The following is a 14,016-nucleotide window of genomic DNA, read 5'->3' on the forward strand; positions in this document are numbered from 1 at the left end:
CTTCAGGCGTGGACCGTCAGCTCGGGCTTCGCCACCAGGCCGAAGCTGCGCAACTGGCCCAGCAGTTCATGGTGGCCGAAAGCCTGGCAGCCGGAGGCGAAGCCGACCCGCTTCGGTGCCTGCTGCAGCAGCGAATGCGCGGCGTAGGCCTGCAGCATGCCGGTCTGCTTGTAGTTGCAGTTGCCGAAGATCGTGCAGTGGGCGCGCCCCAGCGGCCCCGAAGCGTGCACCGAATCGACCGACTTGTTGAGCCGCGGGTTCTCGCGCGGCGGCATGGTGTTCATGACGCCGGCGGCGGTTTGTGCCAGCGCCGCGTAGCGGTCTTCCGCGTTCATGCCCTCGGTGGCCTTCAGGGCCGCCTCGACGATCTTCGGCACCCCGAGCATCAGCGGCTTGTTGAACACGCCGCCGAGCACCTTGACGTTGGCCACGCGCGGATCCCTGCGGAACCACACGGGATGCGAGGTGCCGCCCCACGGCAGGGCCAGCGCCATTTCGTGCTGGCCGGGGATCGCGAGGCTGTAGAGGCCGGCGTCGGGCTGCCACTCGACGTAGCGGTTCTGCTGCAGGTGGAAGGCCTTGGAGGTTGCCGCGTTGACCAGGATCGTCTGGGTCGAGGCGATCGTCGGGCTGCCGCCCCAGAACACCGCGATGTCCAGCGTGTCGAGGCCCGGCGTCTCGAGGCACAGCTGGGCGGCGATCTCGCCGGTGGTGTACATCTGCGCCAGGCCGGGCGACAGCAGCAGGCCGGCGGCCGCGAACTTCTCGCCGTACTGCGCGTCGAGCGTGATCAGCCAGTCCTGCTCGCCGGTGGTGTCGGTGTAGTGGCATCCGGCGGCCAGGCAGGCCTGGACCACTTCAGGGCCGAACTTCGCGAACGGGCCGACGGTGTTGAGGACCACCGAGGCGCCGCGGAAGAGCGCGGTCAGCGCCTCGGTGTTGTGCTGCACTTCGACCACCTCGCAGTCCGCGGTCTCGATGCCGGCCACGTTCGACTTCATGGCGGCCTGCAGCTTGTCCGCGCTGCGCCCGGCCGCGATGAAGGGGATGCCGTACTCGCGCAGGTACTCGCACACCAGCCGGCCGGTGTAGCCGCTGGCGCCATAGACGACGACGGGTTTCTTGGGGTTGCTCATCGATGACTCCCGGGATGTGGCCGATTCAAAGAAGCGAGGAGCTCACGCCGCCGTCGAGGACGTAGGCGCTGCCGTTGGAGAAGCTGGACCGGCCCGAGGCCAGGAAGACCGCGAGATGGGCCACCTCCTCGGGCGTGCCGTAGCGGCCCTGGCGCTGGGCGACCACCGCGTCGAAGTCCGGGATGCCCAGCTGCTGCTCGAATTCGTGCTTGTGGCTGGCGACCAGCTCGGTGCCGATGAAGCCCGGCAGGATGGCATTGACGCGGATGTTGTGGCCGCGCAGCTCGGTCGCCGCCGTCTGGGTCAGCGACACCACGCCGGCCTTGGCCGCCGCGTAGCTGCCGATCAGCGCGCAGGCCGCCTTGGCCACGACGGAGGCCATGGTGATGATGGTGCCGCTGCCGGCCGCCACCATGGCGGGCGCTGCATAGCGGATGCACAGGAACACGCCGTCGAGGTTGACCGAGGTGACCTCGCGCCATTGCTCGTAGCTGGTGCTCGCGAGCGGCGCCACCCGGGCGACCCCGGCGTTGGGCACCATGATGTCGAGCCGGCCGTGCTGCTTCAGGGCCGCCGCCACCAGGGCTTCGACCTGGGCCGGCACCCGCACGTCGCAGGCGACGGCGGTGGCCCCGGCCAACGAGGCGGCGACCTTCTGTGCCGCGGCGGCGTCGATGTCCGACACGATGACCTTCGCGCCTTCGGCCGCGTAGGCCCGCGCCACGGCTTCGCCGAGGCCGCGCCCTGCGCCGGTGACGATGGCGACCTTGTCCTTCAGGAGTAACTGGCTCATAGCAATCCGGCAGACAGGCCGCCGTCCAGGATGTAGTGGGAGCCGGTGGTCCAGCTGGCGGCGTCGGAGGCGAGGAAGGCGGTCATCTCGGCCACCTCCAGGGGGGTGCCGAGGCGCAACTGCTTGGCCGCGACGAGGGCACTGAACGGCACGCCGACGATCGCCTCGACCGTCGGGATCAGCCGCTCGACCATGGCGGTGCCGATGAAGCCCGGACACACCGCGTTGATGCGGATGCCGGTGGGGCGCAGCTCGGCCGCGGCGGTGCGCGTGAGCTGGATCACGGCCGACTTCGACGCCGCGTACGAGCCGAACAAGGGCACGCCGTTGGTCCCCGCCAGCGACGAGATGTTGACCACCGAGCCCTTGCCCGAGGCGGCGAGGGCGCCGAGCGAGTGCTTCATGCCGAGGAACACGCCCATCACGTTGATGTTCATGAGGCGGCCGATCTCTTCCTCGGTCTGCTCGAACAGCGGCTTGACGATCTCGATGCCGGCGTTGTTGACCAGCGTGTCGAAGCCGCCGAAGGCGGCGAGGGTGGCCTCGACGGCGCGCCCCCAGTCGGCCGCCTGCGTCACGTCGCAGCGCACGGAGCGCGCCCGCGGGCCGAGCGCGTCGGCGGCCTTGGCGGCGCCGGCTTCGTCGATGTCGGCCAGCATCACCTGCGCGCCGCGCTCGACGAACAGCCGGGCGATCGCAAGGCCAAGCCCCTGCGCCGCGCCGGAAATCAGGGCCTTGCGGCCCTCCAGTTCGATCATCTGTGTCTCCTGCGCCTGTGTTCGGCGGTGGAGGCATTCGATCAGGGAGGGCGCGCGCGGGCCGCCCACCTAAAGATTGGTTTTTCGTGCTGCGCTGCAGCACGCAGCGGCCTCGACGCCTCAGGTTCCGCGGGCCGTGTCGCCGCCCCGGAGGGCCGCCTGCTGTTCCTTGTAGAGCCGGCGTTCGCGCACGGCGATCAGGTAGCTCGATGCCACGACGAACACCGCGACGACCGCGATCACCACGGTGGCCAGTGCGTTCACGGTGGGATCCAGGCCCAGGCGGGCCCTCGAGAAGATCACCAGCGGCAGCGTCGTGGAGCCCGGGCCGGAGAGGAACGCGGACATCACCACGTCGTCCAGCGACAGCGTGAAGGTCAGCAGCCAGGCCCCCACCAGGGACTGCGCGATCATCGGCAGCGTGATCAGGAAGAAGACCTGCACGGGGCGGGCGCCGAGGTCCTGGGCGGCTTCCTCGTGCTGCGGATTGAGGTCGCGCAGGCGGGCGCCGATGACGACCGTGGCGTAGGCCATGCCCACCAGCAGGTGGCCGAGCCAGATCGTGACCAGGCCGCGCTCGGGGAAGCCGAACAGGCGCTGGACCGACACCAGCATCAGCAGCAGCGACAGGCCGACGATCACCTCGGGCATCACCAGCGGCGCGCTGACCATGCCGGAGAAAAGGGTGCGCCCGCGGAAGCGCGGGAAGCGCTGCAGGGCGAAGGCCGCGAGCGTGCCCAGGACGATCGCCGCCGTGGCGGTCGAGGCCGCGATCTTCAGCGACAGGAGCAGGCCGTCGCGGATGGCGTCGTCCGCCACCAGCTTGCGATACCAGCGCAGGCTGAAGCCGGCCCAGATGTTCGGAACCGGGGAGTCGGTGAAGCTGAAGACGATCAGCGCGACGATCGGCAGGTAGAGGAAGCCGAAGCCGAGCGCCAGCCACAGGCGGCTGGTCCAGCGTCCGGTGCGCGTGGCGATCATCGGCCCGCCGCCTTCGCCTGGTTGCTGCCGAAGGCGGCCAGCGGCACGATGATCAGCAGCACCATCGTCACGGCCACGCTGGACGCCATGGGCCAGTCGTTGTTCGAGAAGAACTCGTCCCACAATACGCGGCCGATMATGAGGGTGTCCGGGCCTCCCAGCAGCTCGGGGATCACGTACTCGCCGACGCAGGGGATGAACACCAGCATCGCTCCCGCCACGATGCCGGCCCTCGACAGCGGCACCGTGACCCGCCAGAAGGCCTGCCACGGCGTGGCGCCGAGGTCCTGGGCGGCCTCGAGCAGGCGCAGGTCCAGCTTGGACAGCGTGCCGAACAAGGGCAGCACCATGAAGGGCAGGTAGGTGTAGACCATTCCCAGGACCAGCGAGAAGGGGGTGTACATGAACTGCCCCGGCGCCGATATCAGGCCGAGCGGCAGCAGCAGCTGGTCGACATGCGCGTGGCGCAGGAAGCTGCCGACCCAGCCGGTCTCGGCATCCAGCAGGCCCTTCCAGGCGTAGACGCGAAGCAGGAAGCTGGTCCAGAAGGGCAGCATGACGCCCATCAGCAGCAAGGGCTGCAGGGCGGCCGAGGCGCGCGCCATGAAGTAGGCGAAGGGGTAGCCGATCAGCAGGCAGATCAGCGTCGTGGCGCCGGCATAGAGCAGCGACTGGCCGTAGGTCGCCCCGTAGATGTCGTCCTGCAGAATGGTCGCGTAGGTCCGCAGGTCGAGCTTCATGACCAGTGCCTGGTCCGCGAACGAGAACAGGTTGCTGATCCTGGCGCCGTCCATCTCGGCCAGGCTGATGCGCAGGACGATCAGGAAGGGCAGCAGGAAGAAGACCAGCAGCCACACATAGGGCGTGCCGATGAGCAGGGCCCGTGCCTTCGAGAACCGGCGTCGGCGCTGCGGCGCCTCGTGGCCGTGAGAGGGGTTGGCCGCCATGCCGTCAGCTCGTCAGGACGACCTGCGAAGTCGGCAGCCAGTGCGCCCAGACCGTGTCGCCCCGTTCGGGCGCTCCCTCGCGATGGCGGCTTTCGTTCGCGACCTGGACCTTGAGCCCGGCGCCGCTGGGCATCTCCAGGTGGTACAGCGTGGAGTCGCCGAAGTACGACAGCGCCTTGACGACGCCCCGGACCTGGTTGAATTCGCCCTCGGGCCGTTCGGCGCGCAGGAGGATCTTTTCCGGGCGAACCGCGACCGTGACCGTCTGCCCCGCATGGCCGGTGACGCCGTGGCCGACGCGATGCACGACATCGGCGCATCGGATGTCGACGTGGTCGGCGGCGTCGGCCATGATGGTGCCGTCCATCAGGTTCACGTTGCCGATGAAGTCGGCGACGAAGCGCGTGGCGGGCGTTTCGTAGAGGTCGCCGGGGCTGCCCACCTGGATGAAGCGGCCGCCGCTCATCACGGCCATGCGCGACGCCATCGTCATTGCCTCTTCCTGGTCGTGCGTCACCATGACGCAGGTCACGCCGACTTCCCGCACGATATTGACCAGCTCGATCTGGGTCGCCTCGCGCAGCTTCCGGTCCAGCGCGCCGAGCGGCTCGTCGAGCAGCAGCAGCCGCGGCCGCTTGGCCAGGCAGCGCGCCAGAGCCACGCGCTGCTGCTGCCCGCCCGAGAGCTGGTGCGGCTTGCGCCGGCCGAGGCCGCCCAGTTGCACCAGGCGCAGCATGTCCTCGACGCGCGAGGCCACCTCGGCCTTGGGCAGCTTGTCGCGCCGCAGGCCGAAGGCGACGTTGTCCCAGACGCTCAGGTGCGGAAACAGCGCATAGGACTGGAACATCATGTTGAGCGGACGTTCGTACGGCGGCAGACCCGTGAGGTCGACGCCGTCGAGCACGATGCGACCGGACGATGGCGTCTCGAAGCCGGCCAGCATTCGCAGCAGCGTGCTCTTGCCGCAGCCCGAGGGACCCAGCAGCGCGAAGATCTCGCCGCGTCCGATGTCCAGCTCGACCTGATCCACCGCGCGAAAGTCGCCGAAGTCCTTGCTGACCGATTCGATTCGCAGGAAGGCGCGGTCTTCCCTGGGAGCATTCATGGGTGTCGGGTCAGCGCTTGGCCTTGAAGTTGGTGAAGGTGCGCGTGATCAGCTTGAGCGTCGCCTGGTCGGGCGTGTCCGGCGCGATCATGGTCGACAGCGCCGCCTCGTCCGGGAACACGGCCTTGTCCTTGGCCAGGGCCGGATTGACGAACTTCATGGCCGCCTTGTTGGGGTTCGCATAGAAGACCTTGTTGGTCAGCGACGCATGAACCTCGGGCCGCAGGATGTAGTTGATCCACTTGTAGGCGTTCTCCGGGTGCTTGGCGTCCTTGGGGATGGCCATGGTGTCGAAGAACAGCAGGCCGCCGRTCTTGGGCAGCAGCACCTCGAGGTTCTGGGGGGTCTTTGCCTTGGCGGACTTGTCCTTGGCGATCATGATGTCGCCGGACCAGCCGATCACGGCACACAGCTGGCCCTTGGCCATCTGGTCGATATAGTCCGAGCCCGAGCCCGAGAAGCGCGTGACGTAGGGTCGCACGGCCTTGAGCATGTCGCCCGCCGCCTTGTAGTCGTCGGGGTTCTTGCTGCGCGGATCCTTGCCCATGTACTTCAGCGCGATCGGCATGATCTCGGACGGGCTGTCCAGGAAAGACACGCCGCAGTCCTTCAGCCTGGACAGGTATTCGGGCTTGAAGACCAGGTCCCAGGCGTTGTCCGGCAAGGGCGCGCCGCCCAGCGCCTTCTTGACCTTGTCGGCGTTGATGCCGACCGTCGTATAGCCCCAGAGCCAGTCGACGATGTGCTCGTTGCCCGGGTCCATCTTGGCCAGCTGGGCCTGGATGGCGGGGTCGAGGTTGGCGAGGTTCGGGATCTTCGACTTGTCCAGCGTCTGCAGCAGGCCGGCCTGGATCTGCATCTTGGCGAAATGCGATCCGGGCACCACGATGTCGTAGCCCGACATCCCGGCCACCAGCTTGGCGTGCAAGGCCTCGTTGCTGTCGAACAGGTCGTAGCGGACCTTGATCCCCGTCTCCTTCTCGAAGTTCGCGACCGTGTCGTCCGCGATGTAGTCGCCCCAGTTGTAGATGTTGAGGACCTTCTCCTCCTCGGCATGCACGGCGAAGGCCGCCAGCGCCGCGGCAGCGGCCATGGCCGCACTCAGGATCAAGGTGGGACGCAGCGACGTCAATTTCATGGACATACCTTCGGGGGCAGGAAAGTCGGGGGGGCAGGGGCCAGGGATTGTTGCGGGGCGCATTATGAATCCAGATCGCCGCCCCGATTCGGTGCACGTGTGCGCTGCCGCATGCAAATTGAGGGCCAGCCGCAGCCGGAGGCTGGGCTGGCGGAGGGCCTCGTCAGGGCCCGGGCAGCACCCGCCAGGCCGCCACTTTCCGATGGAAGCCCTTGAGCTCCAGCTCACCGGCGTCCTCGATCGACCCGCCGCCTTCGGGCCCCGGATCCTGCAATGCGGCCCGGACGCGCTGCGAGATCAGGATCTCGCCGCCCGCCGCTTCGCCGCACAGGCGCGCGGCCAGGTTGGTCACGGTGCCGATGGCGCCGTAGTCGATGCGGCCGTCGAAGCCGATGCCGCCGAGCGTGGCGAAGCCCTGCGCGATGCCGACGCCCATGTGCAGGTCGTAGCCCCGCCGGTGCCACTGGCTCCTGAGCGCAACCATCTCGCGCTGCATCTGGACCGCCATGCGCAAGGCGCGCGCCGGCGCATCGGCCACCGGCTGCGGATCGTTGAAGAAGATCATCATGCCGTCGCCCGAGAAGCGCTCCAGCGTGCCCTCGTGGGCCAGCACCAGCCGGCCCATCGCGGCGTGGTATTGCGCCAGCACGGCCATCACTTCCTCGGGGTCCGCGGTCTCGGTGAAGGCGGTGAATCCGCGCAAGTCGAGGAAGACGACGGTGATCTCGCGCCGGTGGCTCCTGAGCGGATCGTCGGTTCCGCCGGCCAGGATGGCCTCGGCCAGCTGCGGCGAGAAGAAACGCTTGAGCTGGCCCACGCGCTCGAGCTGCTTCACGCCCTCCGCCACACGCTGCTCGAGCGTGCTGTTCCACGCCTGCAGCTCGGCCTTCTGCCGCTGGACCTCGTCGTACAGCGACTTGACCCGCAGCAGCGAGCGCACGCGGGCCAGCAGCTCGGCCTGGTGGATCGGCTTGCCCAGGAAGTCGTCCGCCCCGGCGTTCAAGCCGTTCACCCGCTCCTGGTCGGGGTCCAGCGCCGTCACGAGCACCACCGGCAACACCGCCAGCGCCGGATCCGCGCGGATGGCGCGGCAGACGTCGTAGCCGTTCATGCCCGGCATCATCACGTCCAGCAGCACCAGGTCGGGCGGGTCGGCGGCGATGCGTGCCAGGGCCTCCTCGCCGGATGCGGCGGTGCTGGTCCGATAGCCGCGTGCCGTGAGGACATCGGCGAGCAGCCTGACGTTCTTGTCGACGTCGTCGACGACCAGCACGTGCGCGCTCATAAGGCAACCTCTGGCCTCATGAAGGCCGTTGGAACACTGCAGAGCAGGGTTGTCCACGGCGGCGGACGGTCGGCGCTCATTCGACAGCCTCCAGCACCTGCAGCGGCAGCAGGAAGGTGAAGGTCGCGCCTTCGCCGAGGCGGCTGTCGACGTCCAGCGTGCCGCCATGCAGCGCGACGAAACGCCTGGCCAGCGGCAGGCCCAGGCCGGTGCCTTCAGCCTTGCGCAGATAGTCGTTGCCCGCCTGGCGGAATTCGTCGAACACCAGCTGGTGGTCCTCGAGTGCAATGCCCACGCCGGTGTCGGCGACGCTGACCTCGGCCATCGCCTGGCCCGCGGCGCTGTCGATGCGCCGCGCGCTCAGCCGCACGCGGCCGCCGGCGGGGGTGAACTTCACGGCATTGGAGAGCAGGTTCACCACCACCTGCTTGACCTTGCGTGCATCCGCGACCCATTCGTGGAGCCCTTCGCCGACCTCCAGCGACAGCGAGAGGCCATTGCGCTGCGCGCGCTCGCGCACCAGGGTCAGGGCGTTCTCCAGCAGCAGGCCGAGGTCGAAGCAGCTCAGGTTCAGTTCCATCCGTCCGGCTTCGATCTTCGACAGGTCCAGCACATCGTTGATCAAGGTCAGCAGGTGCTGGCCGGAGGAGTGGATGTCCCGCAGGTACGCCATCTGCTTGTCGTTGACCGCGCCGAACATCTGTTCGGTCAGCACTTCGGAAAAGCCGATGATGGCGTTCAAGGGGGTGCGCAGCTCGTGCGACATGTTGGCCAGGAACTCGGACTTGTGCTGGTTCGCGACTTCGAGCTGGCGGCCTTTCTCCTCGATCTCGCGAAACAGGCGCGCGTTCTCGATCGCGATCACCGCCTGGTCGGCGAAGGTCTCGATCAGGCGGACTTCGGCATTCGAGAAGGGTTGCACCTGCTTGCGCATCACGGCAATGATGCCGACCGACGCACCCTCGCGCACCATCGGAACGGCCAACACGGTCCTGAAGCCGTGGCGGGCCTGCGGTTCGCGTGAATCGGGATACTCGGAGTCGAGCTGCCGGGCGACGTCCTGCACGTGCACGGTACGGTGCTCGGCGAAGGCCCGCCCGACCACCGATCCCCGGGTCAGCGGCAGGACTTCGTCCCGGCCCTCGGCGGCGTCGTGTCCGGCGCCCAGGTAGCCGGTCATCGCGCGCAGGTGATCGTCCTCGGGCAGCCAGATCCGGCAACCGTAGGCCCCGCAGAGCGCCGCCGAGCGCTCGGCCACGTTCTGCAGGACCGGTTGGAGATCCGTTGGCGAGCGGCTGATGACGCGCAGGATTCCGGCCGTCGCGGTCTGGTGCTCGAGCGTCGCGCTCAGCTCGGCGGTGCGTTGCTCCACCTTGCGCTCCAGTTCGCCGTAGGACTCGCGCAGCTGCGCCGACATGCGATTGAACTGGTTGGCCAGGCCTTCCAGCTCGTCGCCGGTGCGGACCTCGATCTGTTGATTCAGGTCGCCCTGGCCGATGCGCCGCGCGCCCCGGGCCAGCGTCCGGATCGGCCGCACCATGCTGCGCGCCAGCAGCGACGCCGCCAGCGCCGAGATGGCCAGGCCGGCCAGCAGCAGGACGGCGGCGCGCAGGAACGAGGCATTGAGCTTGGCGTAGACCTCGGCGATCGGCTGCTCGACGAACACCTTCCAGCCCAGCGGCTGGATCGGCGCCATCGCCGTCAGCACCGTGGCGCCCTGCAGGTCGCGCGACACCATGGCCGGTCCCTGCGGCAGGCCGTCGGCCGCCGCGGCCTGGACGTGCGGCAGCTGGGCGAGGCTGGTCTTGCGCAGCACCAGGCCGATGTCGGGGTCGGCCACCAGCAGGCCCTGGCTGTCGACCACATAGGCCTTGCCTGCCTCGCCGATGCGGATGCGCGAGACGACATCCCAGATGAACTTGAGATTCAGCTCGGCCACCGTGACCGGGCCGCCTGGGCCCGCGGAACGGATCGCGACCGTCATGTAGGGCTCGGTGCCGCGGTTGAAATACACCGGGCCGAACCACGGCGCGCCGGGCAGGGCGCTGCGGAATGCCGCTTCCGACGACCGGTCCCTGCCGGAGCCCACGACGTCCATCCCCACGCGCGATACCGCGACCTGCTCGCGGCCGTCGCCGTCGAGCTGCGCGATGTCGGTCACTTCGGGCGCCTGGCGCAGCAGCCGCCAGAACTCCGCGCGCCGCGACGCCAGGTCCGAAGCGTCGAGCTGGGCCAGCGAGGCATAGGCCAGCTGCTGGGTCACCCGCTGGAGGTACTGCTCGATTCGCGCCGCGGCGCCCAGGGCCTTTTCATGCTGCAGGCTGGCCAGTGCCGCCTTGTTCTCCTGGTAGGAGAAATAGAGGCTGATCGCACTGGACGCCAGCAGCACCATCGTCACCAGCGAAAGGATCAGCAGCAGGTACTTGCGGAACAGGCGGCCCCGATGCACGTCCCGCGTGCCTTGGGGCAACAGGGCGGAGCGTCGGCCCTGGGCTGTTGCTGCAAGCTCGCCGGGAAGCGAGGCGGGGGACGAATCCTGGGCCGTCATGGCCTGTCCATTGGACATCGTCGCCTGCACGATGGGAAGGCCGGGCGAGTAGGCCTATTGGCCGAGTCACTATGGCGCCCGGTGGCGGGGCGGGGGGCGCAGAATCCATCCGGCGGCTGCCGGCGACAAGGAGAGAAGCGATGCGCAGCAGGATGGGGTGGTTTTTTCTTTGCGCTGCGCTGGCGGCCAGTGCTGCCCTTGCGCAGGCGCAGCAGCCCAGGAAGGTGCCGCGTCTGGGCTACCTGGCGGCCGTTTCGGCCAGCGCCGATGCGCCGCGGCTGGAAGCATTCCGGCAAGGGCTCCGCGATCTCGGCTATGTCGAAGGGCAGACCATCCTGATCGACTACCGCCACGAGAGCCAGGACCTGCAGCGGCTTCCGAGCCTGGCGGCCGAGCTGGTCGGCCTCGATGTCGACGTGCTCGTGGCGGTGACGTCGAATGCGGCGCAGGCCGCCAGCCGGACGACCCGGACCGTGCCGATCGTCTTCATGGGCGTCACGGATCCGATCACCACCGGACTGGCCCAGAGCCTGGCGCGGCCCGGCGGCAACAGCACCGGCATCACCAACGTGGCGGCGATCCTCACCGGCAAGCGACTGGAACTCCTGAAGGAGATCCAGCCCGCCGTTGCCCGCGTGGCGGTGCTCTGGGACCCCCTGGCGCCCGGCTCCGTTCCCCAGTGGGAGGCCAGCCAGTCGCCGGCGGAGAAACTCGGCCTCCAGCTGTATTCGATGGCGGCCAGCAGCGCCGACGCCTATGCCGAGGCCTTCAAGGAAGCCGCCAGGGCGCGCAGCGGCGCGGTGTGGGTCACGCTGAACCCGGTGGCCAATTCGAACCAGAGGATGATTGCCGAGCTGGCCATCGCGCACGGGTTGCCGTCGATCTGTGCCCGCGGCGACTATGCCGAGAACGGCTGCCTGGTGGCCTACGGACCGGGCTACGGCGCCGAGGGCAAGGATGGTGCCCGCTACGTCGACAGGATCCTGAAGGGCGCCAAGCCCGCGGACCTGCCGATCGAGCAGCCGACGACCTTCGAGTTGCTGATCAACCTGAAGACCGCCCAGCGGCTCGGCTTGACGATTCCGCCAGCGGTGCTGAACCGGGCCGACAAGCTGATCCAGTGACTGCTGCGCCGGCGGGCCGGCCCGTCAATCGTCTGTGGCGGCTGCGCCGCTGCCACTGGCTGTCAGGAAGGGCATCGGATCGATCGCGCTGCCGTTCCGGCGCAATTCGAAATGCAGCTTGACGATGGGGGACTCGCTGTTCCCCATGCGGGCGATCAGCTGGCCGCGCTTCACGGTCTGGCCTTCCTTCACGAGCAGTTCGCTGTTGTGCGCGTAGGCCGACATGTAGGTGGCGTCGTGCTTGATCATGACCAGCCGTCCGTAACCGCGCAGCGTGGCCGCCGCGAAGACCACCTTGCCGTCGCCGGCGGCGCGGACCGGGTCGCCCTTCGTGCCCCCGAAGTCCACGCCCTTGTTCGAGCGGCCGTCGAAGCGCGCCACGACGGCGCCGCTCGCGGGCCGCTGGTAGCTGCGGTCGGGCTTGATCGCAGCCACCGGCTTGTCGGCCTCGGTGCGCGCTTGCGTCTTCTTCGACCGGGACGCCTGCTTCGAACTGGATGGCTTCGGCGCGCTGGTGCTGCGCGAAGCTTCCGAGCGGGCGCCGGAATCGTCCGCCGGGGCTGCGCCAGCCGGCGCCGCGCGCCGTGCGGGCGGGGTGGCGCACCCGATGAGCAGCGCGCCGGCCACGGCGCAGGCGAGGCCCGACGCGGCGCGGCCGATGAATGTCCTGTACTGACCTGTCATGCGTCGACTGTAAGGGCAGCGGCCTCGGGTCGGCGCCGGGCCGTCCCAAGGCGGCGGGGGGCTCAGTCCTTCACACCAGATGCGATGCCAGCAGCTCGCGCACCCGTGTCACCAGCTCGGGCTCGGCGCGGCGCGGCGGCAGGAACTGGAAGGCCACGCGCGGCAGCGCCGGCAGGCCGTGCGGCGCCTGCAGCCGCGCCACGCCGGCGCACAGCGCCGATTCGTTGAGGCAGGCCACGCCGAGCCCGGCCGCCAGCGCCGACTGCAGGCCCGCCACGCCCGAGGCGACATGCGCCACCGCGTGCGGCACGCGCCGCTCGCGCAGCAGGCGGATCGTGAACTGGTGCAGCGAACAGCTGTCGGGCAGCACCAGCAGCCGCAGCGGCTCGCCGCGCGCGATGCGATGGCCTTCGGCGCCGACCCATGCGAGTGCTTCGCGCCGCAGCGGCGACGCCGGCCCGCGGCTGCCGGCCCGGGCCGCCGCCGGCTTGATGCGCATCGCCAGGCCGATGTCGAAATCGCCGCGCCCGAAGGCGGCTTCCATTGCGCTGCCCTGCAGGACGTTCACGTGGAGGCGAAGTTGCGGATAGCTCTGGCCGAGCCGGCTCAACAGGCGGCTCAGCTCACCCGGCCTGAAGTAGTCGGTGACCGCGAGCCGCAGCTCGCCCTGCAGCGTCTCGCCGCTCAGGTCGCGCAGCGCCTCGTCGCTGGCGGCGAGCAGGCGGCGCGCATGGTCGAGCAGGCGCAGGCCGGCGGGCGTCGGCGCGACGCCGGCCTTGCTGCGGCTCAGCAGCGCATGGCCGATCCGCTCCTCGAGCTTGCGCATTTGCTCGCTGACCGCGGACTGAGAAAGGAACACGACCGGCGCCGCCGCCGTCAGGCTGCCCGCGTCGACCACCGCGACCAGGGTCTTGAGTTGTTCGAGATCGAGAGGCTGCATGCCGATATCCATTCATGAAACCGATGACATGCATCATATCTTCCCGCTTTTCAGATGACATCGCGGTTTCGACAATGAGGCCTCGTTCATTGCAGGACTCAGCCACCATGCCCCATATCGTCATTCATCTCTCCGGCCAGCCCGATGCGCAACTCACGCGCAAGGTCGTCGACCAGGTCGCCCGCCTGACCCAGTCCGTGCTCGACAAGCAGCTGCCCGTGATCGCGATCGCGGTGCAGTACATCGCGGCCGACAGCTGGTTCGTCGGCGGCCAGTCGCTGGCCGAGCTGGGAAAGTCGGCCTTCCATCTCGACATCAGCATCACCGACGAGACCAACACCAAGGCCGAGAAGGCCCGCTACCTGCGCGAGGTCCACGCCGCGATGGCCGAGCTCAGGGGCAACCTGCACGAGGTCTCGTACGTGCACCTGATCGATGCCCGCGCCGCGGCCTACGGCTATGGCGGCAGGACCCAGGAGTTTCGGCACCAGCAGGTCGGCGTGTGAAAAAAGAGGCCATCCAGGCCGGCGCCGGGCCGCCCCAAGATGGCCTGCGGCCCCCTCGGGGGGGGGGGGGG

The 14,016-nt window shown here is 69.0% G+C and carries 13 protein-coding genes; 2 read left to right on the forward strand and 11 right to left on the reverse strand.

Annotation, left to right across the window (positions count from 1 at the left end):
• Positions 1–2 precede the first annotated feature (2 nt).
• From AC1D2E_RS19935 to AC1D2E_RS19975, 9 genes are all read right to left on the reverse strand, one after another.
• Positions 3–1,136 carry a DUF5938 domain-containing protein gene (locus AC1D2E_RS19935; protein WP_478199000.1) on the reverse strand — a complete coding sequence of 378 codons (1,134 nt, stop codon included), beginning with the start codon at positions 1,134–1,136 and terminating at the stop codon, positions 3–5.
• Positions 1,137–1,161: 25 nt separating this feature from the next.
• Positions 1,162–1,929: an SDR family NAD(P)-dependent oxidoreductase gene (locus tag AC1D2E_RS19940; RefSeq protein WP_478199001.1), complete on the reverse strand. Its 768-nt coding sequence runs from the start codon at positions 1,927–1,929 to the stop codon at positions 1,162–1,164.
• Positions 1,926–2,687 (reverse strand): SDR family NAD(P)-dependent oxidoreductase, encoded by a 762-nt coding sequence (locus AC1D2E_RS19945; RefSeq protein WP_478199002.1) that lies wholly within the window; start codon positions 2,685–2,687, stop codon positions 1,926–1,928. The genes AC1D2E_RS19940 and AC1D2E_RS19945 overlap by 4 nt, the downstream gene beginning before the upstream one ends.
• 120 nt (positions 2,688–2,807) lie before the next feature.
• Complete coding sequence (locus AC1D2E_RS19950; protein ID WP_478199003.1) at positions 2,808–3,668, reverse strand: ABC transporter permease subunit; 861 nt, start codon at positions 3,666–3,668, stop codon at positions 2,808–2,810.
• On the reverse strand, positions 3,665–4,615 hold the full coding sequence (locus AC1D2E_RS19955) for an ABC transporter permease (RefSeq protein ID WP_478199004.1): 951 nt from the start codon (positions 4,613–4,615) through the stop codon (positions 3,665–3,667). Before AC1D2E_RS19955 ends, AC1D2E_RS19950 begins: the two co-directional genes overlap by 4 nt.
• Before the next feature lie 4 nt (positions 4,616–4,619).
• Positions 4,620–5,720: an ABC transporter ATP-binding protein gene (locus AC1D2E_RS19960; protein ID WP_478199005.1), complete on the reverse strand. Its 1,101-nt coding sequence runs from the start codon at positions 5,718–5,720 to the stop codon at positions 4,620–4,622.
• Positions 5,721–5,730: 10 nt separating this feature from the next.
• Positions 5,731–6,858, reverse strand: coding sequence for a polyamine ABC transporter substrate-binding protein (locus AC1D2E_RS19965; RefSeq protein ID WP_478199006.1), 1,128 nt, complete (start codon positions 6,856–6,858; stop codon positions 5,731–5,733).
• 163 nt (positions 6,859–7,021) lie between these two features.
• Entirely contained in the window at positions 7,022–8,143 is a 1,122-nt protein-coding gene (locus AC1D2E_RS19970) for an adenylate/guanylate cyclase domain-containing protein (protein ID WP_478199007.1), read from the reverse strand.
• Positions 8,144–8,219: 76 nt separating this feature from the next.
• Positions 8,220–10,691, reverse strand: a complete 2,472-nt coding sequence (locus AC1D2E_RS19975; protein ID WP_478199008.1) for a sensor histidine kinase — start codon at positions 10,689–10,691, stop codon at positions 8,220–8,222.
• Between the two features lie 140 nt (positions 10,692–10,831).
• On the opposite strand from AC1D2E_RS19975, the gene AC1D2E_RS19980 reads away from it, so the two are divergent.
• The gene (locus tag AC1D2E_RS19980) at positions 10,832–11,815 is read left to right on the forward strand and encodes an ABC transporter substrate-binding protein (protein ID WP_478199009.1); all 984 of its coding nucleotides are present in this window, start codon (positions 10,832–10,834) and stop codon (positions 11,813–11,815) included.
• 24 nt (positions 11,816–11,839) lie between these two features.
• Here AC1D2E_RS19980 and AC1D2E_RS19985 read toward each other — a convergent pair whose 3' ends face one another.
• Both AC1D2E_RS19985 and AC1D2E_RS19990 read right to left on the reverse strand, forming a co-directional pair.
• Positions 11,840–12,499, reverse strand: a complete 660-nt coding sequence (locus AC1D2E_RS19985) for a M23 family metallopeptidase (protein WP_478199010.1) — start codon at positions 12,497–12,499, stop codon at positions 11,840–11,842.
• A 70-nt stretch (positions 12,500–12,569) separates the two neighbouring features.
• Positions 12,570–13,439 carry a LysR family transcriptional regulator gene (locus AC1D2E_RS19990; RefSeq protein ID WP_478199011.1) on the reverse strand — a complete coding sequence of 290 codons (870 nt, stop codon included), beginning with the start codon at positions 13,437–13,439 and terminating at the stop codon, positions 12,570–12,572.
• A gap of 107 nt (positions 13,440–13,546) precedes the next feature.
• Here AC1D2E_RS19990 and AC1D2E_RS19995 point away from each other — a divergent pair, with 107 nt between their 5' ends.
• Positions 13,547–13,945 (forward strand): tautomerase family protein, encoded by a 399-nt coding sequence (locus tag AC1D2E_RS19995; RefSeq protein ID WP_478199012.1) that lies wholly within the window; start codon positions 13,547–13,549, stop codon positions 13,943–13,945.
• The last annotated feature ends 71 nt before the right edge of the window (positions 13,946–14,016 follow it).

This window comes from Variovorax sp. P1_H2 (genome assembly GCF_056405295.1).

Coding starts and splice junctions, on each gene's coding strand:
- AC1D2E_RS19935 (WP_478199000.1), bottom strand. CDS start 1,136: ATGAGCAACCCCAAGAAACCCGTCGTCGTCTATGGCGCCAGCGGCTAC.
- AC1D2E_RS19940 (WP_478199001.1), bottom strand. CDS start 1,929: ATGAGCCAGTTACTCCTGAAGGACAAGGTCGCCATCGTCACCGGCGCA.
- AC1D2E_RS19945 (WP_478199002.1), bottom strand. CDS start 2,687: ATGATCGAACTGGAGGGCCGCAAGGCCCTGATTTCCGGCGCGGCGCAG.
- AC1D2E_RS19950 (WP_478199003.1), bottom strand. CDS start 3,668: ATGATCGCCACGCGCACCGGACGCTGGACCAGCCGCCTGTGGCTGGCG.
- AC1D2E_RS19960 (WP_478199005.1), bottom strand. CDS start 5,720: ATGAATGCTCCCAGGGAAGACCGCGCCTTCCTGCGAATCGAATCGGTC.
- AC1D2E_RS19970 (WP_478199007.1), bottom strand. CDS start 8,143: ATGAGCGCGCACGTGCTGGTCGTCGACGACGTCGACAAGAACGTCAGG.
- AC1D2E_RS19975 (WP_478199008.1), bottom strand. CDS start 10,691: ATGACGGCCCAGGATTCGTCCCCCGCCTCGCTTCCCGGCGAGCTTGCA.
- AC1D2E_RS19980 (WP_478199009.1), top strand. CDS start 10,832: ATGCGCAGCAGGATGGGGTGGTTTTTTCTTTGCGCTGCGCTGGCGGCC.
- AC1D2E_RS19985 (WP_478199010.1), bottom strand. CDS start 12,499: ATGACAGGTCAGTACAGGACATTCATCGGCCGCGCCGCGTCGGGCCTC.
- AC1D2E_RS19990 (WP_478199011.1), bottom strand. CDS start 13,439: ATGCAGCCTCTCGATCTCGAACAACTCAAGACCCTGGTCGCGGTGGTC.
- AC1D2E_RS19995 (WP_478199012.1), top strand. CDS start 13,547: ATGCCCCATATCGTCATTCATCTCTCCGGCCAGCCCGATGCGCAACTC.